24 protein-coding genes, 1 tRNA gene and 1 pseudogene are annotated in these 22,230 nt (G+C 58.3%); 6 read left to right on the top strand and 20 right to left on the bottom strand.

Annotated features, from left to right (window positions below; all coding sequences use genetic code 11):
* Positions 1-32 precede the first annotated feature (32 nt).
* From PTZ19_RS13890 to PTZ19_RS13820, 15 genes and pseudogenes are all read right to left on the bottom strand, one after another.
* Positions 33-503, bottom strand: a complete 471-nt coding sequence (locus PTZ19_RS13890; protein WP_276355429.1) for a hypothetical protein — start codon at positions 501-503, stop codon at positions 33-35.
* 15 nt (positions 504-518) lie between these two features.
* Positions 519-1,094 carry a YmfQ family protein gene (locus PTZ19_RS13885; RefSeq protein ID WP_276355427.1) on the bottom strand — a complete coding sequence of 192 codons (576 nt, stop codon included), beginning with the start codon at positions 1,092-1,094 and terminating at the stop codon, positions 519-521.
* Positions 1,084-2,196: a baseplate J/gp47 family protein gene (locus tag PTZ19_RS13880; protein WP_276355425.1), complete on the bottom strand. Its 1,113-nt coding sequence runs from the start codon at positions 2,194-2,196 to the stop codon at positions 1,084-1,086. Before PTZ19_RS13880 ends, PTZ19_RS13885 begins: the two co-directional genes overlap by 11 nt.
* Positions 2,196-2,654: a DUF2634 domain-containing protein gene (locus PTZ19_RS13875; protein ID WP_276355423.1), complete on the bottom strand. Its 459-nt coding sequence runs from the start codon at positions 2,652-2,654 to the stop codon at positions 2,196-2,198. The genes PTZ19_RS13880 and PTZ19_RS13875 overlap by 1 nt, the downstream gene beginning before the upstream one ends.
* Positions 2,647-3,066 carry a hypothetical protein gene (locus PTZ19_RS13870; RefSeq protein WP_276355421.1) on the bottom strand — a complete coding sequence of 140 codons (420 nt, stop codon included), beginning with the start codon at positions 3,064-3,066 and terminating at the stop codon, positions 2,647-2,649. Before PTZ19_RS13870 ends, PTZ19_RS13875 begins: the two co-directional genes overlap by 8 nt.
* Positions 3,059-4,018, bottom strand: coding sequence for an XkdQ/YqbQ family protein (locus tag PTZ19_RS13865; RefSeq protein WP_276355419.1), 960 nt, complete (start codon positions 4,016-4,018; stop codon positions 3,059-3,061). Before PTZ19_RS13865 ends, PTZ19_RS13870 begins: the two co-directional genes overlap by 8 nt.
* The gene (locus PTZ19_RS13860) at positions 4,015-4,644 is read right to left on the bottom strand and encodes a LysM peptidoglycan-binding domain-containing protein (RefSeq protein ID WP_422615000.1); all 630 of its coding nucleotides are present in this window, start codon (positions 4,642-4,644) and stop codon (positions 4,015-4,017) included. The genes PTZ19_RS13865 and PTZ19_RS13860 overlap by 4 nt, the downstream gene beginning before the upstream one ends.
* 16 nt (positions 4,645-4,660) lie before the next feature.
* Positions 4,661-5,932: a hypothetical protein gene (locus tag PTZ19_RS13855; protein ID WP_276355415.1), complete on the bottom strand. Its 1,272-nt coding sequence runs from the start codon at positions 5,930-5,932 to the stop codon at positions 4,661-4,663.
* 4 nt (positions 5,933-5,936) lie between these two features.
* Positions 5,937-6,086, bottom strand: a complete 150-nt coding sequence (locus PTZ19_RS13850; RefSeq protein WP_276355413.1) for a hypothetical protein — start codon at positions 6,084-6,086, stop codon at positions 5,937-5,939.
* A 23-nt stretch (positions 6,087-6,109) separates the two neighbouring features.
* On the bottom strand, positions 6,110-6,508 hold the full coding sequence (locus PTZ19_RS13845; RefSeq protein WP_276355451.1) for a phage tail assembly chaperone: 399 nt from the start codon (positions 6,506-6,508) through the stop codon (positions 6,110-6,112).
* A gap of 26 nt (positions 6,509-6,534) precedes the next feature.
* On the bottom strand, positions 6,535-6,942 hold the full coding sequence (locus tag PTZ19_RS13840) for a phage tail tube protein (protein WP_276355411.1): 408 nt from the start codon (positions 6,940-6,942) through the stop codon (positions 6,535-6,537).
* Between the two features lie 13 nt (positions 6,943-6,955).
* Positions 6,956-8,379 (bottom strand): annotated as a pseudogene (locus tag PTZ19_RS13835) (phage tail sheath family protein).
* A gap of 1 nt (position 8,380) precedes the next feature.
* Positions 8,381-8,572: a YqzN/YkzM domain-containing protein gene (locus tag PTZ19_RS13830; protein WP_276355408.1), complete on the bottom strand. Its 192-nt coding sequence runs from the start codon at positions 8,570-8,572 to the stop codon at positions 8,381-8,383.
* Positions 8,573-8,580: 8 nt separating this feature from the next.
* Entirely contained in the window at positions 8,581-9,432 is an 852-nt protein-coding gene (locus PTZ19_RS13825) for a hypothetical protein (protein WP_276355406.1), read from the bottom strand.
* Positions 9,433-9,490: 58 nt separating this feature from the next.
* Positions 9,491-10,060: a sigma factor-like helix-turn-helix DNA-binding protein gene (locus PTZ19_RS13820; protein ID WP_276355404.1), complete on the bottom strand. Its 570-nt coding sequence runs from the start codon at positions 10,058-10,060 to the stop codon at positions 9,491-9,493.
* 245 nt (positions 10,061-10,305) lie between these two features.
* On the opposite strand from PTZ19_RS13820, the gene PTZ19_RS13815 reads away from it, so the two are divergent.
* Together PTZ19_RS13815 and PTZ19_RS13810 are read left to right on the top strand one after the other, a co-directional pair.
* Positions 10,306-10,698: a helix-turn-helix domain-containing protein gene (locus PTZ19_RS13815; protein WP_276355401.1), complete on the top strand. Its 393-nt coding sequence runs from the start codon at positions 10,306-10,308 to the stop codon at positions 10,696-10,698.
* A 76-nt stretch (positions 10,699-10,774) separates the two neighbouring features.
* The gene (locus tag PTZ19_RS13810; protein ID WP_276355399.1) at positions 10,775-11,326 is read left to right on the top strand and encodes an ImmA/IrrE family metallo-endopeptidase; all 552 of its coding nucleotides are present in this window, start codon (positions 10,775-10,777) and stop codon (positions 11,324-11,326) included.
* A 78-nt stretch (positions 11,327-11,404) separates the two neighbouring features.
* Here PTZ19_RS13810 and PTZ19_RS13805 read toward each other — a convergent pair whose 3' ends face one another.
* Positions 11,405-11,893, bottom strand: a complete 489-nt coding sequence (locus PTZ19_RS13805; protein WP_276355397.1) for a WGxxGxxG family protein — start codon at positions 11,891-11,893, stop codon at positions 11,405-11,407.
* 206 nt (positions 11,894-12,099) lie between these two features.
* On the opposite strand from PTZ19_RS13805, the gene PTZ19_RS13800 reads away from it, so the two are divergent.
* The gene (locus PTZ19_RS13800) at positions 12,100-12,444 is read left to right on the top strand and encodes a DUF2512 family protein (protein ID WP_276355395.1); all 345 of its coding nucleotides are present in this window, start codon (positions 12,100-12,102) and stop codon (positions 12,442-12,444) included.
* Between the two features lie 53 nt (positions 12,445-12,497).
* On the opposite strand, the gene PTZ19_RS13795 is transcribed toward PTZ19_RS13800, so the two are convergent.
* The 4 genes from PTZ19_RS13795 to PTZ19_RS13780 all read right to left on the bottom strand — a co-directional run bounded on the left by PTZ19_RS13795 (position 12,498) and on the right by PTZ19_RS13780 (position 17,291).
* Positions 12,498-14,333: a WG repeat-containing protein gene (locus tag PTZ19_RS13795; protein ID WP_276355393.1), complete on the bottom strand. Its 1,836-nt coding sequence runs from the start codon at positions 14,331-14,333 to the stop codon at positions 12,498-12,500.
* A gap of 5 nt (positions 14,334-14,338) precedes the next feature.
* Complete coding sequence (locus PTZ19_RS13790) at positions 14,339-15,874, bottom strand: hypothetical protein (RefSeq protein WP_276355391.1); 1,536 nt, start codon at positions 15,872-15,874, stop codon at positions 14,339-14,341.
* Between the two features lie 109 nt (positions 15,875-15,983).
* Positions 15,984-16,059, bottom strand: a tRNA-Thr gene (locus PTZ19_RS13785).
* A 71-nt stretch (positions 16,060-16,130) separates the two neighbouring features.
* Positions 16,131-17,291: an HD-GYP domain-containing protein gene (locus tag PTZ19_RS13780; RefSeq protein ID WP_276355390.1), complete on the bottom strand. Its 1,161-nt coding sequence runs from the start codon at positions 17,289-17,291 to the stop codon at positions 16,131-16,133.
* 197 nt (positions 17,292-17,488) lie between these two features.
* On the opposite strand from PTZ19_RS13780, the gene PTZ19_RS13775 reads away from it, so the two are divergent.
* The 3 genes from PTZ19_RS13775 to PTZ19_RS13765 all read left to right on the top strand — a co-directional run bounded on the left by PTZ19_RS13775 (position 17,489) and on the right by PTZ19_RS13765 (position 22,113).
* Positions 17,489-18,151 carry a response regulator transcription factor gene (locus tag PTZ19_RS13775; protein WP_276355388.1) on the top strand — a complete coding sequence of 221 codons (663 nt, stop codon included), beginning with the start codon at positions 17,489-17,491 and terminating at the stop codon, positions 18,149-18,151.
* A 78-nt stretch (positions 18,152-18,229) separates the two neighbouring features.
* Positions 18,230-20,182 (top strand): sensor histidine kinase, encoded by a 1,953-nt coding sequence (locus PTZ19_RS13770; protein ID WP_276355384.1) that lies wholly within the window; start codon positions 18,230-18,232, stop codon positions 20,180-20,182.
* Positions 20,183-20,199: 17 nt separating this feature from the next.
* Complete coding sequence (locus PTZ19_RS13765; RefSeq protein ID WP_276355382.1) at positions 20,200-22,113, top strand: sensor histidine kinase; 1,914 nt, start codon at positions 20,200-20,202, stop codon at positions 22,111-22,113.
* Positions 22,114-22,230: the final 117 nt, after the last annotated feature.

The following is a 22,230-nucleotide window of genomic DNA, read 5'->3' as shown; positions in this document are numbered from 1 at the left end:
AAATCCTTGCTGCTACTGCATTTTTCAATTGTTCAGCAAGCCCTACCTATAAGGCCACCGATATTCACTTGCGAATTTGTGCCTAATCCATGCTTGATTTTTGCCGCAACAAGGTAATATTTGTTTTGTTCCGCGTACATTAGCTTCGACACGTATCCGTTTGTACTCGTCGTGGTGACGGATAGGCTACCCGTCGAATCGGTGCTAACAATTGCCCCAGTTAGTGTCCAACCTGTCACTGTCTTCGTCCGTCCCGCGTGGTTTACCAATGTCCGCCCCGTCATTTTCACGTTGCGGAGGCGGCCCTTGCGCGGGGAGTTAATAATCTGGGCGCCAGAAGTTAGAGATATGGCAGTCGAAGGCTTGTCGACTAATTCGCCGCCGACCTTCTCGTCAATAACATCCAACGGATCATTGATCTGCTCCTGGATGTTGAAATATTGATTTCCCTCCGTAACCGGATCACGCTTAAACAGCCCAAGGTTCGGCGTAGTTGACGGCATAAATCGGATCCCTCCCTAAATAACCGGAATAAACGGTGCGAAATCCGAAAGTCGATGGGATTGCACCTCGTTGAGAGTCATACCCTGTACCTGATCGATCAGCAAATATTTGTACTCGTATTTAACAGCAAGATGAGCCGGTTTAATTTCTTCTATTGCCGCTAAAAGATCACCCAGATTCGCGGGAACTCCAAGCGTATCAATGAATTTGACGGTAAAGCGATACTGCTCTGGCTGAGCGGTAACTTCCACCGTTCCTCCATCAAAAGCCTCAGCAACCGATTTAATTAAACTGACTGTAACGGTACCAATTCCGCGAATTTTGGATAGAACAACCGCCCGCCGCTGCTCCACCGGCTTCTCCTGATCCACGGGGATACCCAGCTCACGCTCCCAAATCTCGAGCCCCCAGCTAGCCGTCGAAACGAAGTATTGCGCCAAAATATCGTCGAGCGCGCTCCCCAACTTGTCCAGCTCGTCGCCTTGGGCGTCCATAACGGAGGTCATGATCCGGGACGTGGCGTAGAATCCGGGCAGATAGCCCATCATCTTCCGGCCGTGTTCGCTGTTCAAAGTGAGCTCAGCCAACATGCAAACTCACCGTCCCGAGTACCGCGACTTGGCCCAGCTGCATTTCCACGTTGCTTTCCCCGCCGTTGACCTTCAAATTGGCGTAATCGACGATCGGCGAGAGGTCCAGCAAAATCGCGGCGATCCGGCTGGTCCGGACCAACGAGTCGGCAAACGCCAACTGCTTGAGATATTCCTTCACGCCCGCCTCGAACAACGCCTGCACTTCGCTCAGGCTGGCCCCGCTGGCCAATGTCAGATCCACGCTGATGTCGATCGGCACTTCTACCGCAGCCGCTACGGTAACGTCCGCGCCGATCGGCGCTTTGCCTTCGCCGACGCCGGCAGCCGGTGCGATGTACGCTTGCACGGCATCTACAACTTCAACGCTTGGAGCCCGTTTCTCAGTATCCAGCAAATGAACCTTCACCGTCCCGGGACCGTTCCACAGCGGCTCAACCAGCGCTCCGCCGACACCAGGCACCTCTAGCGCCCATTGAAGATAATCCGCCTTGTTGCCGCTCGTGCCCGGCTGCCGCACTTTGACCAAATATCTCGCCAACAAAGCCTCGTCGCTCTCGGCTTCCGAACCTCCGCTAATAGCCGCCGCGTTCGTAACGCCGGTCACCCCGGCAACCGCATGGACCAGCACGTTGATCGCGCCAACCGCGACATTGCCGCTCAATCCCGCTTCCACCGCCGCGACCGGCACAACCGCCGTGCCCGATTCGCCGATCACTGCCGCTTCCGTGGTTTCGAACTCCACAGAAGGCGAAGCCGTCAGCGCATCCGCAGGCGTAGCTACCAGCGTCCCTTTCGGAATCGCCGAATCGGCTGCCCCGGCAAACGTAACCAATCCCGTCGCCTTCACCGCCGGCCGCCTCGAGATTCCTCGTTCCTCGCAGCGCAAATCCAAATACGGCCCGAACGTCGTGGATGCAAACCCGCGCCGAAGCACCTCTTGCGCCCATATCGACGCCCCATACAGCTCGAACGCGGCGGGGGACAATGCATCCCAAATCATCGAGCCCTCCGACTTGTCCACATCCGAAGGAACCCGCCCAAGCATGCGAGCGCGTATCGCCGCCTCCGTCACGTCCGCCAAATATTCCGGCAACGCCATTACCCGTTCACCACGCTTCCCGTAATCGTCCCGGATTCATCCCGGACGTTCGTAATCGTGCACGTAAAAGAACATCGCTCTCCATCCCACGCGAAAACGAATCCGTCCACGCTCGCGGTCCGCGGATCGGTCATCAGCGTCTCGACGGTGATCCTCCGAATCTCGCTTTCCACGGCCGGCCTGGACAGCCCGCCGCCGATCAGTCCTTCGTACTCCTGACCGTAATCGCGGGAGTAAATCAAATAGCGGTATCGCTCGGTCTGAAGCGCCTTCCGGCACCATTCGAGCCAGGCGTCCGTCTCTTCGGCAACGGCGATTTTGCCCGTCGGCGTCAGCACGAACTCCCCGGCATCGAAATCGAAAAGCCAACTTCGCCCGAACGCCACAGAAGCGTCATTTTCGGACGTCCCCGCTTCCGGATCCGCCGCAGCTGCCGTTCTCGGAAACAAATCAGCCACCCGAGCCCACCACCTTGCACAGAACGACGGCTTCCTGCCCGCCGTTAACCGGCACAGCCAGCACGCGATCCCCGGCCTTCAGCCCGGACCGCCAATCCAGCTGGACGTCCTCGATTTCCGCCTCCTCGAAATCGAAGCGAGCCCGAGGTCCCGGAACCGCCCCGCCCTGCGGATTACCCTCCTCATCAACCGGGGAAGTCATCATCCCGATCAAGGAAAATGCCGGAAAATGAAGCTTGGCCGACCAATCCGCCACGAGGAACTCCGGGATTTCGTGCGGGAACGAGTCGAGCTTCAGCCCCGATCCGGTAAACGTCCCCAGCTCCGAAGGCAGCCCGGACGCCGCTTTGGCGGCCATGCCGCTCAGACGGGTCTCGAGCACCGATGCGAACTTCTTGAAAGGATCAGGCAAAATAATCCCTCCTCACTTTTTCCGCTGCCGCCAGTTCCAAGTCCATATGCCCGGGCTCCCCCAGCCGATGCGTGACGCGCGTGACCAGCAGGGCGATCCCGTTCAATCGGACAAGGTCGCCCGCCCGGATGGTGCGGATGTCGGGAGCGGTGACCGCGAACGACTCCTGCAAGCCGAGCAGCAGCTTGTTAGCGGCGGCTTTGGCTTGGCCGGGCGTTTCGATTTTGCAGTCGTCTACGACTTTCTGCAGCGTGCCGTACTTGTCGGTGTCTTTCCGAACGATCGCCAGTACGGGAGACAGCTTGTTCTCGCCCGGAGAGGCACCCAATACTTTGACCTGCGTGACGGCGCCCTCCAACGTCCGCGTTTGCGACACCTGCTCGGGCGTTGCCAACTCCCACGTCTCGGCGTTCGAACCGAGCTTCACCAACCCTACGCCCTCCGGCGTCATACGTACCCGGAAAAGGCCCCCGCCCTTGTCCGCCGTCTCCCGCAAATCCTCCAAAATCATGGACATGATGGACTGCGCCCGTTTGATATTGCGAGAAAGCTTGATTTCGGTATCCGCGACGCTGCCGACCGGGATGTTCCATTCCTTCGCGTAAGCCCGAAGCCGCTGGGATGCGGTCTGACCCGCGGGCATCAACTTCTCGTCTTCGGACTTGGCCAAATAGATGCTCCGGTCATACGCCGTTACCTCCAGATGCTTGGTTCCTCCATTGTCGCTCCGGCATTCCCATACGACGCCGGGATGAAGCAAATGGTCCCGCTTCGAGCCTTGAAGATCCGAGAGGCGGATTTCTTGCCCCGGCGCGATCGACGGCAGACCATTCGCGGCCAGCAATCGGATATTGGCGCGGCAGGCGATTTCGTCGAGCGACTCTTCCAGCGTGATTTCTTCGACGAAATCGCTGATGTCGTGTTTGCCTGCAAGCACGATTTCCCAGCTCATGGCAGCACCAGCTTCTGTCCGGGGCGAATACGGTTCGGATCCGGTCCGATGACGGACTTGTTTTTTTCGTAAAGCGTCCGCCATTTGCCGCCGTCACCTAACAGCAGCTTGGCAATCGCCCACAGGGTATCCCCGGTTTTGACCGTATACACTTTCGGCACCGGTTTAGGGTCCGGCCGCGCGGACGGGCCCTGCGTTCCGGCAGTCTTCACTTTCATCTCGCGGTAGGTGCGGAAAGTCACGTCGAAATACGTATCCCCAGGTTCCCCGCCTTTAAAAGTGGAGTTGTGCGAGGTCAGAAACGTCAGTACGTTGACCGCCGTGTCGGAGATGATCAGCCGGACCGGCGTCTTGCTGTTCATGAGCGCCGTTAATCGGTTCATCGCGGCCTGCGGTTCCGGGTGGTTGCTTTCGCCGCCGCACTGGCAGTATCGGTCATCGTGGATTTTCGGAAAAAAAGAAGAGAAGGCGATTTCCCTCACCCTCTCTTGCTGCGGAACGTCCACCTCACCCAGCGGCAGCAGATTGAATGTCTCGAATTGTTTGTCCCGCCGGATCGAGATTTCCTCGGGATTGACCGGGAAGATGAATGCCTCACCGCTCGGGTATCGAAGCGAAATGTCCAACGCCATCACCTACTTTCTAGGGGCGATTCTCGTATGATTGTTGTAATTGCATCGTAAGATAATGAGTTACCCGAGCTGCGATGGCTTTATAATCTGGCTCTGAATCTTTAAAGTTTAATTGAACTGAATTTGGTGCAATTTGAATGTTTAGCGGTTGATTAACTGAAGGTGCCAGTGATGTTTGTGATTGTACACTCAAAGCAGGTGAATATTGCTTAGGCTTTGGTTCAAGTCCCGGAAAATTTTCATAAATTGTACTTAAAAAATGATCTTTCATATCACTGTACCAATATCGTTCGGGTCGGGGAGAAAGATAAGTATTTGGATAATATGTTGGATTTTCTAAGGAGTTCATAAACCTTTCTGCTCGAAGATTTTTAGCTCTTTCTTCGAGCATCGTCCATCCCCCCACAATAAACGGAATAGAAGCCAAAGCGTATGGAGTGACAGACGATGCGGCTTCAATAGAAGCAATTTCACCAGCAGTACTCGTAGCTGTACTTGTTTTTAAAGGCAAAGTATCCTTGACTACGAAATTCTTAAATCTTTTCATAAAAGTCTCATCGGAAAATAGTTTTTTTCCTTTTCCCCAGATTTCTTGCACTTTGGGCACTTTCAATAATTTTCCAAACAAGCCCTTAGCTGCATCGTAAATTGCATTTGTTCCAATGCTTGTCCAAAACTCATTATTAGCATTAGCTGTGTTCTCTACGTTTAGATTAATCGTTATGCCATTCAGTGAATTTTTAACTTTTTGAGTGAGCATAGAAGTATCGAATGCGTTTAAAAACGATTGGAGGAATGCTACCCCGGCAGTAGTACCAGCCTTATCGAAACCGTTCATTTTTGGTATCGTCTCTGCCACCTGACCGCCCTTTAACATAGATTTTCCTTCTTTTCGATCATTTGAACTGATGTCTGAGAATCCATAACCATTTGGAATATCAATTCTGCTAGTTGGCTCATTTGTTCCAGATGTTACTTTTGTCATTAGGTTGGTAATATCAAAGGCATTTGAAAATGCATCCGAAAATACCCTTCCCGAATTGGCACCTATTAATCTAAACTTTTCAACACTGGTGGTAAGTTTTAGGATTAATGTGTCGAAGGTTTGACTTGTTCTCTCACCGAACCATGTTATTGACCGAATCTGCATGAGTCCCAGTTGCTGATAACGCCGTTCTATTCTTGCCAGGTATCGTTCCAACGTCTGGAATGATTGTGTAGTATTTGATATTCCGTCGGCATCGATTACGAAATCCACGTGCGAAATGACTTCCCCCGCCACGTCCTCAACCTCCCTTCCGCCCGGCCTGCGCCCGTTCGGCTTCGGCCTCCCACTCGAGCTCCATGCTCGCCATCAGGAACAGCTGCTCCCCCCGGGGGAGCAGCCAGAACGCTCCGGGGCGCAGGTGATGGCGGACCCACATGGCATGCAGCATGCCGGCGAGCGCCCCGGATCGGATCAGTTTTTTACGTCTTCGAGCTCCGTATTGAAACCGGACAGATCGAGCACGACGTCGCCCATGGCCGACAGTTCGCCCGCCAGCAGCAGCCGCTTGATCACTTCCTCCGGCCCGCTCGCGCCGTACTTGGCCAGCAGCTTCGAATCCCCCCAGTTCGGGGTGACGGTCGAAGCCGCGATCAGCGACACGTTAAACAGCTCTTCGTCCAGGCGTTCCGTCACCTGGCCGCGCCGCTCTTTACGCTCCGTGCAGCGCTCCCGGATGCTGAACACCTGCTTGCCGGTCAGTCCGCGCAAGCGGACCGGGATGTTCAGGCGCTCCAGCCGGACCGTGCGCTCCGGCACGGCGTCCGCGTCCAGCAGCCGCTGCAGCACCTGCTCTTCGGTCAGAGACTCCATTTCCACGCGTGATCCCTCCTTCGTAATCAGCCGGCTACGATCGGATCGAGCAGCTCGTAGCCCTCGAACGTAAACGCCGTTTCTTCCGCCACTTCCTCGCCGGCCGTCCAGTTGGCCAGCTGGATTTTGTCGGCGACGCAGTTCATCAGGCGGATGCGTTCGAAGCCGTACGCTTCCGGATCGGACAGCTTATTGATGATTTCGAATTTGGCGAAGCCGCGCGAGATCATGTCGCTGGTCACCTTGTAGCCGCTCATCGTTCCCGTGCCTTTCTTCGCCCCCAGCTTATGCGTCGTCCACTCCCTGCCGGAGAGCTTCAGCTCCCGCTTCTCCACCTCGACGGACGCTTCGAGCTTGTTGATGTTCGTCTGCCATACCCCGTCGATGAACACTTGCCCGTAAGTCCCCAGAATCGCCCGGGTCGGATCCATCATGTCCTCGTCCTCCTTAACGCACCACGAAGGTGCTGAAAATTTGTTCCATGACATCCGTCAGCCGCGCTTCCCACCGGAGAAAAACCTGATCCGGCTCGGGCGTCTGATCGGGATCGACCGCTACGTCATAACCGTCCGCTTCGATCACGCCGGTCTGCGCCAACGTCGACATGTACTGCTTGCAGGCGCCGATGAGGGCGAGACGCCCCTCTTCCGTGTTGTTGACTTTGCCGATGTATTGTTCCTCCGCCGTTCGCTGCAAGTCGGCATTGATGCTGTCCATCACGCGGATGGTGCGGATCTTCTTCCAGGCGTTGTTCTGCTCGGCGCGGGGCCTGATCAAACTGTTGATTCCCCGCAGCGCTTTGACTTGACGGCCGTCATGGATGAGCAGGAAAACGCCGGAGCGAACGGCCTGCTCTTGTTCGGCGCGCGTCCAACGGCGGGTCACGTCGTCGAAGGGCGCGGAAGCATACGTAACCGATCCGTTCAGCCCTTTGCCGGCGATCAGACCGGCCACGTAGGCGGCCAATTGCGCGGAGCTGAAGCTTGTCCCGTCCAGGATCGCCCCGGTGCCCACGTTTACGATGCCTTCATGGTCGAAGCCCGCGCTTCGCGATACGGCTTTGCTCACGGCATCGGCCGCCGTATCGTCGGCGGCGCTTCCGCCGACGACGGCGATGACGCCTTTGCCTTCGTCGCGGATTCTCGCGATCCATGCCGCCAGGCTGGTCTGCAACGGCGCGTCCGACAGACCGTCAAGCGCGAACGCGTCGAATTCCCGCGTCTCGAAAGCGGAGAATGCTTCGACGTAATCGGCGTTCGTCAGCCCGGAGATGCCCGATTGGCCGCCGGCCAACGCGGTTCCCGCCGCGTTGGCGAGCGCTCCGTTTCCTTCCGCCAGCTTGACGGCTTCGATCCATACGTTGCCGGAATCGCCGTTCACCGCATCGGCGGCTTGTTGGATCGATCCGCCCGGGAACGTGAACGTACGAAGCAGCGTCGTGCCTTCGTACAGCTTCAAGTCTTTTTTCGCCGCGTCTGGAATGCGTTGCCCCGCTCGCCAGGGTATTTGGCCGTAATCTTCAGCACTTCAGCCGGAGACTCGGCGGTATCCTGCAGCGTGCCGATCGCCGCCGCTTCGCTTCCGTCCGCGAGACGGTATGCCAGCACCTTCCTGGCCCCGCCGAGCAAAGCCAATCTCACGGCCGTGTATGCCGAAGCCCCTCCTCCGCCTTCTTGCGTATAAGCATCGATCAAACCCGCTTCGTCCGCGATTTCGGCGAATTGCCGGACCGGCCCCCAGTGCGCCCTTACCGGAATCGCTACCGTTCCTCTCGCTCCCGGCTGCACGGCCGCCGCGGCCGCCGCTTGAAACGCCATGTAAAAGCCGGGCAATACCGGCTTGTCCGTCTGGCTCCAGGTTCCTCCCGCCATGTCACATCACCTTCCGTTTCATGAATTGGGACACGAAGCTCCGGGCTTCGTCCAAAGTGAATTCCGCGCCATGCCGATCGTGCAGCGCTCCGGCCGCCGTTTCCGGCTTCACGCCGAACAGCGCCTCCGCTTGGCCGACCAACAGCTCCCGTCCGTATTTCTCGGATCGGCTTTCCTTCTTTTTGCCCGCCATCCGAACGATCACCTCTCGATTTCTTCGGGATAAATGCTCACTTGCCGCATCAGCGGCGCCGTCTCCGACGCCCGACGCATCCGCCGCGACAGCGTGACCGCGGCTTGCCCGGCCGTCAGTCCGTCAACGGACAGATCCGCTTGAAAATTCTCCACGGTCAGATACACGCCGGGCTCGGAAGCCAACGGGATCTTTCGCTCGGCTTGCAGCCGTTCCGCGACCTCGCAGACGGCAGCCGCCTCTTCGGCTGGCGTGTCAGCCGCGAAATGGCCGATCACCCTTTTCTTCAGTTCATAGAAAGAGGAGTTCGCCGCTCCCGTTTCCACGTTCTGAATCCTCCATAGAACCGACGGCCTGGCGAGATCGGCGGACCACGTCCCGAGCCGAACTTGCCACCCGCTTCCCAGCCAAGCCGCCGACCGATCGCCTAACGCGGCCAGCCAACTGTCGCCGGCGTGAGCCGTCGATTCTCCGGGCTTCGGGAGTCCCCATACCGAGAACCGCAGCCCTCTCGCCACGGCTGCCCGGACTTCATTCCGCCTGTCCCCGTGGACCGATCGGTCGTACCGGCATACGAATGCGGTCCCCGTCGATTCCTCCTGTAAGGTGCATCCGTCCAGCGCTTGGACGACCGACTCGGCCAACAGGTCCACTTCGCCGAATCCGGCGTCGTAACCGGCGTAAATCCAAACCTCGTACTTCCTTCGAATCCCGAGCCAGCCGTATCCCTGCGTATCCGAGCCTTGAATGAGCAACAGATAAGGCTTCGCGGCCGCCTCCGGTTCATGGGAGAGATCGAGCACTTGCCCGTTTACCGAAGGGATCGATTGAATCAAACGCTGCCGAATCGCCTCGCGCATCCTTTCACCTCCCAGTCCCCGAAAGTGCCTTGCATCCTTAAGTGGCAACCGTATGACATCACCCTGCCCGTTTCCCCGCACGCCCGACGTACAAAGCGATTTTCCGGCTCGCCCGGGTCATGTAAGTGCCGACGCTGGATTTGCTGATCCCCAGAAAATCGGCGATTTCGGCGAACGTGAACCCTTCCCCATGAGCGAGAACGAAGCAATCCCGCTCCCGCTCGGTCAGGATCCGAAGCACCCGGTCCACTTGACTCCGGGTTTCCTCGCCGCAAGACGGACTCGAACCGGCCTTCCCGGCGGATTCCCTAAGAACTGCGATCCGATCCGCATCCATGAGCACCTCGCGCTGATAACCCGCCCTTCTCTCAATGCCCCTTCGGTTTCCCGGCATCTTTCCCTTTTCCAACCACTCGATAACGTAAGAGCAGCTCGAAATCATTTCGATGACGATCCGGCGTTCCTGTTCCAGAGCCAAGAGGCGGTTCAGCTGCTCCATCGTCCGCGCCGGCTCGAGGGACGCGATCCGCACCGTCAAATCGTCGGCCGTCCGCAAGAGCGATCTGCGCGTCGCTGCGTAATTGTCCAATGTGGCTTCCCCCAAATCCGTGATGCGATAACCGTTCAACTTCCCCATCTCCCCTCCAACAATTTTGCCAATTTGGTAAACAATCTGCAGAATCCTATTCAGACAGCCCGCTTTTCTACGTGCTGAACCACTGATTGAATTACCGAATTGGCAATTTGTTACTCTATCTTAAGCCGACATAGGCACCTAGTCAACAAGAATTTTTCCGTTTTGGCAAACTATGCTTTTACCGTTTCGTCAATTGTGGTATACTAAGGACAACCATAATACGAAGGAAGATCCCCATGACGCTTGGCGATCGCCTCCGCGAGCGGAGGGAGAAATTCGGCAAAACCCAGTTGGACGCCGCCAGAGAACTCGGGATCAGCAATGTCCAACTCTCGAGATACGAATCCGGCGACCGCAAGCCGGATCCGGGCATGCTGAGCCGATTTGCCGAGTACTACCATACGACTGCCGATTATTTGTTAGGCCGATCGGACGATGCTTCGGCGAACCGCGACCAATCCGCGCACTCGGCTTTCGAAGCATTCATCCAGAATCCGGAACATGGCGTGTTTTTCAAAGAGTACTTGGCTGCTCCGGAAGCCCGCAAAGAGGAGATGCGGCGGTTCTGGGCGTTTATTCAGGAGAAGGAACAAGGCCGGAAGCCGGGCGACCGGCAGGGAGAATCTTGAAATACGGCGGGGCCCGGGCGGGCCTTTCTTTTTCGCCTCTCATGCGAACATATATTCCCCTAGGCGGGTGAATGAATTGATTCTGAATTATGTACCGACGGCACTTGAACAGTGGACGGACCAATTGTGGAGAAAAGCCGGCATACGCGAACCCTCCCAACTGAACGTTGACGAAGTGGCTTCCAGGTTGAACGTATGGGTTCACTACTTGGACGAGACCAGCCGGGCGCTCGAATACATGGGCATGCGTTCCGTCTTGATCGACAAGCGGCTGAACGCCAGGGAACAGTGGGAAGATTTCCTCCACGAACTCTGCCATGTTCTGCGCCATGCCGGAAACCAGACGCTGATGCCGAAATCGTTCTGCGAAGTCCAGGAGGCCGAAGCCAACCGGTTCGTCCTTTACGGGGCGATCCCGGCCTCCATGTTGATGGGGATGGCGATTCCGGACCATTTGGAAGAAGGAGCCGAGCTGTTGGCCGAGCGGTTCGGCGTTACGATTCCGCTGGCGCTCCGGCGATTGGAACAGATCCGCCGCCGGATCTTCGCCCAAATCCTATGGGAAGAGGCCCTCAAATTCAGCCCCGGGAGAAGCGCGTCCAAAATGGCCATGAGCCCGGAATCCTAAACCGCGCATAAGAGCGCCCTCCTTCGTGCCATATCCGGCCGGTTGGAGGGCGCCTTTATTCCCTGACGCGAATTGGAATTAACGGTTATTCTGCGGGTTGCGGTTGCGGGCCATGCCGGCGAGTCCGATCAGGCCGAGCAGACCCAACCAGCCCCAGTCATAGTCGTTGTTGTTCGCCGCCGCGGTGCGGTAGTTGCCGTTCGTGTTGTTCGTGTTGTAACCCGTGTAGTTGTTCGTGCCGTAACGGGTACCGCCCATCAGCCCGTTATTGTTATTGTTGAACGCGCGAGCCCCGAACGTTCCGGTGCCGACCCCGGTCGTGCCGGTCCCCGTCGTGGTGCCGGTGCCGGCATACGTGCTGTAGGTGTTCGTGCCGAAAGTGCCGGTTCCGTACGTCCCCGTATTCGTGGCGGTCGTTCCGACGCCAGTCGCATTATAAGTTCCCGCGCCGGTCGTCCCGTTCGCGCCCGTCGTCCCCATTCCCGTCGTTCCCTGTGCAAAGGCCGGCACCGACAACATCAGAGATACGCTTGCGACCAATAAACCGCTGCTGATCCGCTTTTTCACTGTTGTACCCACCTTTTGAACGATTTTTTGATCCTCGCTTAAGGTTCCCCCGTCAGGGTCAACTATGCGATCTCCCCGTCGGCAAAACTCGGAAAGGACATACCATAACCGGAACCACATACGGCGCCGAATAACGCGGCACGTCCGTGGCTATCATAAGTTCGACAAGCTGCAGCGAGAATCCGACTTCAAAGGAGACCTGGGACATGATCCTGAAATTTCTCGCCAAATTGGTGATGACCGGCGCGGTTCTGTCCTTACTGCTGTACTGGTATTCCAACATCTCGTTAACGAACGCCGTCATCGTCTCGCTGCTGTTCGCGGTCGTATCCTGGTTTGCCGGAGACCAGCTCATCCTTCGGCTCTCCAACAACGCCACGGCGACGGTCGCGGACGCGTTAATGTCGGCCGTGTACTTGTGGATCGTCGGCTCCATTCTTAACTTGACTCTGAATTTCTGGGAAATCGTGCTGATCTCGGCGATCGTGGGCATCGCGGAATGGTTGTTCCACCGCTACATGCTCCGCCCGGACCGCGTTATGTCGGTTTAAGCAGCCATAAGGAAAAAGGCCGGACCCGTTGTTCACGGATCCGGCCCTTGTCGTTAATCCCCGTATTCCTCGTATTGGAATTCGGACAGCCCGTCGAATTGCGGAGGAACGACGAGCGTCCCATCCAGCGCGGCATAGCCGTATTTCTGGGACTCGTACGACTTGCCTTCGCCAATGGCGACCAAGCCGTCGTTTACGTTGGACACGCTCCCGTATTTCGGATTCAACGCGTACTTGCCGGTTTTGTCGATCAGGCCGTATTTACCCCCGACCGCTACGACCGCATAGCCGCCCGAAAAATCCGCTCCGTACTCGAATTGGGGCTCGATCGCCCATTTCCCCTGCTTATCGATATATCCGATCAGCCAACGGTCGCCGCGCTGGATGGCGGCCGAAGCCAATCCCTCGGAGAATAAATAGGCGGACGCAAACTGGGCTTTGATGACTTCCTGCCCGTTCGGATCCAGAAATCCGTACCGGTATTGGTCGCCGTCGGCGATCGCGTATGATGCCAAGCCTTCCTTATACATTCCGATGGCGCGATACTGCGGGTTCACGATATATCGTCCTTGCTTGTCGATCACGCCGTATACGGGAAATCCGTCGTCGCTTTCGAGTCCGACCGACGCCAGTCCCTCGGAGAAATCGTTAGCCGCCGCGAATTGCGGTTCGATGGCCCATTGGCCTTGCTTGTCGATATATCCCCAGTGCCCCGTTTCGCCGTTTTCTCCCGGTTCGTAAGCCAGCGCCAGTTCTTCGGAAAATTCCGAAAGATAGCCGAATTTCGGGTTGATGACGTATTTTCCGGCAGGATCGATGAAGCCGTATCTGGCTTCATCCCCGATTCCGACCTGCACGAAGGAAATTCCGTCTTTAAAACCGCCGGCCCAGTCGAATTGCGGGTTGATGACGAATTTGCCGTTCTTGTCCACGAAGCCGTATTTATAAGTACCGTCGGAATCGCCGATCGCCGCGAGCGCGAGTCCGTTCTCGAATTCCCCGGCATAGCTGAACTGGGGATTGATGACGTACTTGCCCTCCCGGTCGATGAACCCCCATTGGGGGTCATCCGTTCCGGTGCCGACGGGGGCCAAATTTTCCTGAAACGAGCCGACCCACTGAAACTGGGGGTTGATGACGATCGTCCCATCCAGCGCGGCGAATCCCCATTTGGACCCGACCTTTACCGCTTTGAGGTTGGAGATCATACCGTTCTCGTACAGGACGTACCCTTGGCGTCCTTCCCACAGCTTGCCTGCTTTCCACGTTCCCTCGGCGTCGACACCGCCGTCCGGTTTGTACGTAGTGCCTTTCCCTTCATATTGATCCTGATGCCACAGGCCGTCATATGCGAGGCGACCTTCCTTGTCGAACGACTTGCCGCTCCCTTCCCGAACGGAATTCGCGAATTGACCCTCGTAGACCAGCTGTCCGCCGACGCTCAGCTTGCCCGTTCCGGCGTATTGGCCGTTTTGAAGCCCGCCCTCGTAGACCGTTGTGCCCGCCTCGACTTTTCCTTTGCCGGTCCAGGGCTTTCCTTCCTTGAACACGCCCTGGAACCGAACGTTGCCGGATGAGTCGTAAAGGATGCCCTCGCCCTCGTATTTCCCCGACTTCCAGAGACCGTCATATTCCCGTTTGCCGGCCGGGTCGTACGACTTGCCTTTGCCGTCCTGCGAACCTTCCTTCAACTGGCCTTCATATTGAACGGCTCCGTTGGGGTAATATAACCGGGAAGGCCCTTGCGGCCGAAGCCAGAAGAACGCCGCGGCTGCCAGCAGGATGATCAGCACGCCGGCCGTTATCGCCATGATCGCGCGTTTGCCCGGCTTCCGGCCTTGCGCTTGCGGAGCCGCCGGTTGGGCGGCCGATTCCAAACCTTCCGTCATAGGCTTCACTCCGTCCCTGACCGTTTGAAATGCCAGTTGCCTTCCGGATCCTGCGCGTATTGCACGGTATAGGTTTCATCGTCTAGCGTCAATTGAAGCTTGCCGGTACCGATCTGGCGCAATCCGATGTCGAACGCCCCTTCTTCTCCCAATTCCAACCCTTCGATCTCCGGCAAAATGTCGTGCACATCGTCTCTGTCGCCGGTTACGCGGATCAAATCGACCGTGCCGCCGAATGCCGAAGCCGCCAGCAGCGTGTCGTCCGACAACCAGAAAAAGTCGCCGTACCCTCCGCCAACGTAGAGATCCTGCCGGCTGTTGTCCAGCGTGCGAATCGTGAAATATTGGGAATCGCTGTTGATCCAGTCATACAAAGCGCTGTACGTTCCTTTAGGCGACTCGAGCCCCTCTTTCGCGAAGCGGTCGTTCAGATCTTCATGGCCCAGCAAACTCCAATACATGCCGGAAATGACGTAGTCCTCGTCGAGAAATTCAACCTTGTATTTCGACTGGGCCGTCGAGGCATACAGATGACCGGCGTAATTGTTGTAAACGGTAATCGTAAGGTCATCGAACTGTTCGACGTAGAGCCCTGCCGGATTCATCCCGTAGCTGCCTCCGCCGTGGATGAAGCCGGGATCTCCGAACAGCGCGTGTCCGAACGGATCGTCGAACAAGTAGTCGTTCAGATCCGGCGTCCGGTTCACGCCTTCGATCAGCTTCTTCAGCGCGTCCGGATCGGACGGCTGAACGGGAGGCAGCGCCAGGATGAAGGCCTCGATCGCGTCGCTGCCCTGAATCCCGATGTACAGATCCGGCGTCCTGTAGAACATTTCGTCGGTATCGGAAAAGTAGAAGCTGGGGTCTCCAAGCTCTTCGTAAACCCGATCCATGGAGTCTCCTAGCTTCAAACCGCCGACCGCCGGCCCGTCGAATCGATCGGATACGATAATTTCCCCGTAACCCCCCGGAAAAAGGCCGTTTTGCCAATCCGCATCGCCATAGTCCTCCGGGTGCGCGAGCAATTCCAGCACCCGTCCGGCGACGGCGGGGTCGATCTCGCGGACCGGCACGGGATGCAGGCCGGCCGCCGATGCGGTCGCAGGCGTGGCGTAGACCGCCTTGAAGTACGTGCCCATATTGGCGTAAGCGATAGCTTTGACCTTCTTGCCGGCCTTGTCGGTCGTGACCTTCACGCTTTTCGCCCCGTCCCACATTTCGAACGGATTGTAGGCGTTCGCTTTGGCCATCTTGCCGATGAAGGCTTCGAATTTGCTTTTCTCTTGCAGAGGCGAAGGGTTCGGCAGCGTGACGTAGTACATGAGATAACTTCCGTTCACTTGCTTCAGCTGCTTGAGTTTGACTTTATTCGCCGACAGAACGGCTTTCGTCGGGTGATTCCATTTGGCGATGTCGATGAATTTGGAAGCCGCGGCCGCATTCGCGGCTGCCGGCAACAGAGCTAGTATCGCGAGCAGGACAAGCACGAAAACGGAAACTTTGCGAGGCATGGAAGTAAGGCGCGGGGAAGCTAAGCGCATGGGGGACATCCTCTCGAATTTTGTCGAATGCAGATTACCATTTTTTTCGCCTTATGGAAACAACAAAAAAACGCGACCCGAGGATCGCGTTGTTCAGTATTGTATAAAGTGGTGCTGATGAAGGGACTCGAACCCCCGACCCACGCATTACGAATGCGTTGCTCTACCAGCTGAGCTACATCAGCAAGACACTTTTATAGAATAATGATTTCGCGATAAAAAGTCAAGAACAAAACGGCTGGTTTTTTCTGGATGATCAGACCACGTGGAACACTTGATTGCTGCGGCTTTCCCGGGCTTCGCCTTGGCTCGGGGGCAGCATCCCGCCGTCCGCCGGCCTCGATCCGCCGAAGCCGCTGATCATCAAGTGAAGCTGGCGCTTGAGGTCGACCTCGTACGGACGGTCCAGAACCGCTCCATGCTCGTTGCGGATGACCCGCACGATCGGGCGCTGCTTGCTGTCCTCATGGAAACCGGACACGACGCCGATCTCCCCGGAGCTGAGCTGGACGGTGGTGCCCCTCGGGAAGAGCGCCAGGCTGTCCCGCAGCCGGCATATCTTTTCCATGTCGAACAAGGTTCCGGCATAGCCGTACAGGTATTCCAAGGCTTCATGCGGCAGCATCGAAGCCCGGCCGTTGCGCCCGTTGACAAGCGTATCGAACAAATCGAAAATGCTGACCCACTGGATCAGGGAATGGATCCGGTTGCCCTTGAGCCCGAACGGGTATCCGCTGCCGTCTACCCGTTCGTGGTGGAGCAGCGCGCATTGGGACGTCAGCGTCGGAAATCCGCTGTCCCTCAGCAGGCGGAATCCCATTTCGGCATGGTTTCCGGCTTCCCCTGGCCCGTTCTCGTCCGGATCGCCCAGGCCTCCGGGAACCAGCAGGCGCCCGACGTCATGCAGCATGGCCCCCATGGCGAACGCTTGAAGCTCTTCCCCGGCGAGTCCTTCCTCGAGTCCCAGCTTCGTCGCGCATACGCCTACGTTCAAGGCGTGCTCCAGAAAATGCTGCTTGTCCCCGTCCGTCACCATGGTGCTGAGATGAACGGGCAGGCAAAGATGGTTGCGCCGCATGCGCAGGTCGTCGATCATCATTTTGGCGGAATCGTAGCAGAACCGAACGACCGTCGGCGACAACGTTTCCTTCGGTCCGTCCGCCAGCTCGTCCATGACGTGCGTCAGCGCTCCGTGCAAAACGATCAGCGTCTCGTCGCGGATCGCTTGATCCGGCGCGATATCCTCCGTTCCCTGCTCTTCGATATGCAGGAACGGCAGCCCCATCTGGTGAAGCTTTTGGATGGCGTGATCCGTCAAAGTGAACCCCCGGCCCGCCAGCACGTGTCCTTGTTCCGTATAAATGGAGCGGCCCAGCTTCATTCCCGGTCTGCACTCGCTCGTTCTCATGATAATCATGTTCCCGGCACTTCCTTTCCGAATCTGCGGAGACCGGCGTTGCGGCCTCGTAACTAGTCCTATCGTAAGGGAGTCCCGCGTCATATGACCAGTGACACGCGTCAGGCAGGAAGTCACGAATATTCACAGAATCCGTCGAAAGCTTCATGCCTCGATGGGACCAATGCCTTATAATGGATAGAAAAGGGGGGACGCTCATGCTTCGGGTATTGATTGCCGACGACCAAACGTTAATGAGGGACGGTCTGCAGACGATTCTCCAGCTGGAGGACGACATCGAAGTCGTGGCGGCGGCCGAGAACGGCGAAGAAGCCTGCCGCCTCGCCTGGGAGCACCGTCCCGATCTCGTGCTGATGGACATCCGGATGCCGGTCATGAACGGAATCGAAGCGGTCAAGCAGATCCGGGAGAAGCTGCCGGACGCGAAGGTTCTGGTTCTGACGACCTTCGACGAGGACGAATACATCCTGGAAGCGCTGATGAACGGCGCCGTCGGCTTTCTGCTCAAGGACATCCCGACGGACAAGCTCCTCCAAGCGATCCGCGACGCGGCCCGGGGGGAGATCATGCTTCCTTCTTCCATCGCGGTCAAGCTGGCGGCCCGACTCTCCTCCCATGCCGAGCCCGCCTCCAGGCCCAGGTTCGCCGGCGACGGCAGGGCGTCCGAGCTGAAGTTCACCGAGCGGGAGATGAGCATCATCTCCCTCATGGTAGAGGGCCGGACCAACCGGGAGATCGCGCAGGTGCTGTTCATGAGCGAAGGCACGGTCAAAAACTACATCAGCGCCATCTACGACAAAATCGGAACGAACGACCGCACCCAGGCGGTCATCTGGCTCAAAGACATGACAGTCATATGACGGCAGTCACTGTGAACCCGCCGACATCCCCGGTACAATGGAAAGACGAAGTTTGTCGAACTCCGGGGAGGAACCGCAGTGGATCGCAGAGGCTGGCTCGCCCATTGGCCGTTGATACGGACGATCGCCCTCCTGACCGCGCTCGTCGCGCTGATCGGCTGGGGGCTTTCTTCGCTTAACCGAGGCTTCCCGGTCCAAGAGCCGGACCGTTCCGGCTGGCAATGGGCTCCCGCCGCGTCTTTCGAAGAATCCGCTCCCCCTTCCTCCGGATGGACTCCCTATTCTTCCTCCGAAGATCTGCATAATCGGTCCCGCTACTTTTGGCTGCGGATTCCGCTGCCGACCGACCCTCCGCGGGACGCCCAACTATGGATCATGAACATGGTGTCCGTCCAGGTGCGGGATCAACACCGTCTGCTCTACTCGTACGATCCCGCGGCCACGGGACAGCGATTGAACCTGTTTACCCATTGGAACCTGGCGCCGCTTCCGGATCCCGTTCCGCGGGAAGTGTATCTGCTCGCGGACAACCGCGGGTCTCCGCGGGCCGCTCCATGGATCCGCACGGTAAGCAAGAGCGACTTCTATATCGAGCTGCTTCGCAAAGACCTGTACAGCTTCGTGCTGGCCGCCTTATTCCTGCTGACCGCCTGCACCGCGTTGGGACTGTACCTCAAGCGGCGAAGCCGGCTCCAGCTGTATTTCGCCCTTCTGTCGTTCAGCGGCTTCTACGCTTCCTTGGTGCGGAATTACCTGCTTCAGGTCGTATGGGACCAGCCTTGGCTCGGTTATTTGGATTTCGCGGCTTTCCCGTTCGGCGTCTACGCATTCGTCGGCATGCTGGACGGGGTGTTCCCGTCCCCGAACGCGAGAATGCTGACGTTGATCCGACGCACGCTGCTCGCGGCGTCCGGGGTATTGCTCCTCGTCTCGCTCCTGCTGGACCCCTCCCGTTTCGGGTGGCTGTTCGGATATCCGCTGTTCTTGCTGTTTCTCGTGACGGCCGGCGTCATGTTCCAGACGCTCAGAAGCGCCTACCGCAAAAGCCGGGAGCCGGATTCCGTCTGGATGCTCTCCGGCTTCGTCATCGTCGTGTTTTTCGCCTTGCTTCACGTGATCCGGACCTATCTTCCCTCCTGGTTCGAAAGCATGCGGCAGATCTTTCCGGCGCTCGGCCGGTTTCCTTTCGACCTGCTCTCGGTCGGCCTGTTCCTGTTCTTGATCTGCCTGATCCGGGTCATCCTGTACCGGTTCGGCGTCATGGAGAAGCGGCTGCGGCACATCGGGGAATTTCTCGAAAACAGCGTGCGTTTGCGCACCTCCGAACTTGAGGAAAGGACGCGTCAACTGCAGGAATCCAGATCCCGGCTGGAGGAATCGACGCGGGAGACGGCGGAGACGATCGCGTCGTCGATGGTGCTGGAAGAGCGGAACCGGATCACGGGCAACATTCACGATACGGTCGGGCATGCGCTGACCGCGACGATCGTCCAGTTGGAAGCCGCCAAACGGTTGCTGGACCGGGACCCCCGGCTCGCGATGGACAAGCTGACCGCTTCCCAGGAGTTGATCCGGCGGGGGCTGGAGGAAATCCGCCAGTCCGTCCGCCTGCTGCGGCACGATACGCCCCGTTACGATTTGGCGGATGCCATGATCGGCTTGATCGGCGAGACCGAGCGGACCACCGAAGCCAAGTTCGTTGTCCGGATCGATCCGTTGCCGGAGACTCTCTCCACCTTGCAGAAACGCGTACTGTATCAAGCGCTGCAGGAAGGAATCACGAACGCGCTGCGTCATGGCGGCAGCACCAGGTTCTCGTTCTCCCTGACCGTCAGCAGCCCGATTCTTCTGTTCCGGCTGGAGTCCGACGGGGTAACCTATGCGCCTTCCTCGTTCGGCTTCGGGCTGAAAGCCATGTCCGAACGGGTTGCCCAGTTGGGCGGCGTCATGTCCGTCGAGCCGGGCCACCCCGGCTGCGTGCTCCTGCTGTCGCTGCCGTACGATGAACCGAGAATCCGAGTCTTGCCTTAGGGAGAGAGAAATTTTCGATGAGTTTTCTGAATCGGCATGGTCCTTTCATCCGCATATTCACCGTTATCCTGCTGCTATTGCTGGCGGCCGGATGGGCTATCGGCTCGGGCGAACGCGAGAGCGAAGCCGAGGTTCTGGACACCGCCGGGTGGCAGTGGGCCCCGGCCGCGTCCTGGGACGAACCGGCGCCGCCGGCGGAAGGCTGGAGCGCGTATTCGGCGCCGGTGGGCACCGAATACCCCTTCTTTTGGCTGCGCGTCCCCCTTCCCGGAACCGATTGGAAGGACCCCGTCCTTTTCATGCTGCATGCCGGCGGCAACCGCGTCATGCTGGACGACGGCAAGGTACTCTTCGAGAACGATCCCGCCCGCAAAGGGATCCGCGTCAACAACGGATTTTACTGGTACATGGCCCCTCTGCCGTCGCCCGTTCCCGCTCAAGTCGATATCCTGATGCGGAACGGGTTGTACAATCCCGCTGCGCCGGAGCTCGAGCTCGGGGAGAAATCCTCCTTCGTCAGCCGGATTCTGTTCAAGGACCTGGACAACGTCATCCTCGGCCTGCTGCTGATTTTCGGCGGGCTGGTCTCCCTTGGGCTGTTCGCGTCCCAACGGGATCGGATCTACTTGTATTTCTCTCTGCTGGCCGTTTCCGGCGGATACGGATCGCTCGCGGGAAATCAGGTGATCGGATTCCTGTGGGACAATCCCTGGGCAAGCTCCCTGCAGGAAACCGCCATGCCTTGGGGGACCCTGGCGGTCATCGGCGCGCTGGAGCAGGTATTCATCGGCATCGGCGGGCGATCCGTACGCTGGATGCGGAGATTCGTCTTCGTCTTCTGCGTCATGGCCACGATCGGAGCGGTGGCCAGCCAGCAATTCTATACGTTCTGGATTTCATATTTATACACGCCCGTCTTCCTCGCGGTTTTCGTCCAGTCCTACTGGGTCATCTGGAAAGCCTACCGGACCCGCAACGATCTGGAATCCATATGGGTCATGGCCGGATTCACCTCCCTGGTGGCCATCGGCTTCGTGCACGTCATCCGTTACTGGCTCCCGCCCGGCGTCTATGAAGGCTGGCCCGCGCTGCGCGCCTTCCTCGATCGGCTTCCCGAGGATTTGATCTATTTGGGATTGTTCGCGTTCGCCGTCTGTTTAATCCGGATCATCATCCACCGCTACACCGCCATGCACCGGCAATTGAACGAAGTCAACCGTTCCTTGGAGCGGCTGGTGGAAAAGAGAACGGCGGAAATCATCGCCAGCAACCGGCAGCTGGAGGCCGCCAACGAGCATCTCGCCGCGTCCCAGCGGGAATCCGCGGAAGCGATGGCGGAAGCCTTGATGCTGGAAGAACGGCACCGCGTCACCGGCGCCATCCACGACGCGGTCGGCCATACGCTGTCGGCGGCGATTATCCAGTTGGAGGCGGCCCGCCGGCTGCTGCCGCTGGATCGTCCGCAAGCCGAGGAGAAGCTCGCGGCATCCCAGGAACTGGCCCGGCAAGGTTTGGAGGATATCCGGCATTCCGTGCGGCTGCTGCGCGAAGACTCCGGCCATTTCGACCTTCACGGCGCCCTGGGCGCGCTGATCCGCGAAACCGAGCAAACGACGGGCTGCATCGTGGAGAGCCGGATCGAAGCGCTCCCCGATTCGCTGTCGGCCGCGCAGAAGCGAATCCTGTTCCGGACGCTGCAGGAGGGATTGACCAACGGAATCAAACTCGGCTCGGCGCGCCGTTTCCGGTTCCAGCTGAGCGCCGGGTCCGGCACCGTTCGCTTGCGCTTGTCGAGCGACGCCAAGCTGCCCTCCAGCGAACCCGGCCTCAGCCTCAGCGCCGTAATGGACCGGGTGTCCAGACTCGGCGGCGAGCTGCGCCTCGACACGACTCCCGCCGGTTGCGTGCTGACGTTGTCCCTGCCGGCTTAGAATCAGCCCCTGCGGTGATGCGGGGGCTGATTTTCGTATCCCGTTCCTCCGCCGAAATAACAGATCTCATCCACTATTCCGCACAATCCCGCTTCCATAACCCCCTGCCTCCACCCG

Origin of the sequence: Cohnella caldifontis (assembly GCF_029360585.1) — a bacterium.
Classification (GTDB): Bacteria; Bacillota; Bacilli; order Paenibacillales; family Paenibacillaceae; genus Cohnella; species Cohnella caldifontis.
The sequence above is the reverse complement of the archived record's forward strand: the minus strand, read 5'-3'. Positions and strand labels throughout refer to the sequence as shown.

What these genes read in the sequence shown, in the direction of transcription:
- PTZ19_RS13890 (WP_276355429.1), bottom strand. Translation starts at nt 503, where the DNA reads ATGCCGTCAACTACGCCGAACCTTGGGCTGTTTAAGCGTGATCCGGTT.
- PTZ19_RS13885 (WP_276355427.1), bottom strand. Translation starts at nt 1,094, where the DNA reads ATGTTGGCTGAGCTCACTTTGAACAGCGAACACGGCCGGAAGATGATG.
- PTZ19_RS13880 (WP_276355425.1), bottom strand. Translation starts at nt 2,196, where the DNA reads ATGGCGTTGCCGGAATATTTGGCGGACGTGACGGAGGCGGCGATACGC.
- PTZ19_RS13865 (WP_276355419.1), bottom strand. Translation starts at nt 4,018, where the DNA reads ATGAGCTGGGAAATCGTGCTTGCAGGCAAACACGACATCAGCGATTTC.
- PTZ19_RS13850 (WP_276355413.1), bottom strand. Translation starts at nt 6,086, where the DNA reads ATGCTGCATGCCATGTGGGTCCGCCATCACCTGCGCCCCGGAGCGTTC.
- PTZ19_RS13845 (WP_276355451.1), bottom strand. Translation starts at nt 6,508, where the DNA reads ATGGAGTCTCTGACCGAAGAGCAGGTGCTGCAGCGGCTGCTGGACGCG.
- PTZ19_RS13840 (WP_276355411.1), bottom strand. Translation starts at nt 6,942, where the DNA reads ATGATGGATCCGACCCGGGCGATTCTGGGGACTTACGGGCAAGTGTTC.
- PTZ19_RS13830 (WP_276355408.1), bottom strand. Translation starts at nt 8,572, where the DNA reads ATGGCGGGCAAAAAGAAGGAAAGCCGATCCGAGAAATACGGACGGGAG.
- PTZ19_RS13825 (WP_276355406.1), bottom strand. Translation starts at nt 9,432, where the DNA reads ATGCGCGAGGCGATTCGGCAGCGTTTGATTCAATCGATCCCTTCGGTA.
- PTZ19_RS13815 (WP_276355401.1), top strand. Translation starts at nt 10,306, where the DNA reads ATGACGCTTGGCGATCGCCTCCGCGAGCGGAGGGAGAAATTCGGCAAA.
- PTZ19_RS13800 (WP_276355395.1), top strand. Translation starts at nt 12,100, where the DNA reads ATGATCCTGAAATTTCTCGCCAAATTGGTGATGACCGGCGCGGTTCTG.
- PTZ19_RS13795 (WP_276355393.1), bottom strand. Translation starts at nt 14,333, where the DNA reads ATGACGGAAGGTTTGGAATCGGCCGCCCAACCGGCGGCTCCGCAAGCG.
- PTZ19_RS13790 (WP_276355391.1), bottom strand. Translation starts at nt 15,874, where the DNA reads ATGCGCTTAGCTTCCCCGCGCCTTACTTCCATGCCTCGCAAAGTTTCC.
- PTZ19_RS13780 (WP_276355390.1), bottom strand. Translation starts at nt 17,291, where the DNA reads ATGATTATCATGAGAACGAGCGAGTGCAGACCGGGAATGAAGCTGGGC.
- PTZ19_RS13775 (WP_276355388.1), top strand. Translation starts at nt 17,489, where the DNA reads ATGCTTCGGGTATTGATTGCCGACGACCAAACGTTAATGAGGGACGGT.
- PTZ19_RS13765 (WP_276355382.1), top strand. Translation starts at nt 20,200, where the DNA reads ATGAGTTTTCTGAATCGGCATGGTCCTTTCATCCGCATATTCACCGTT.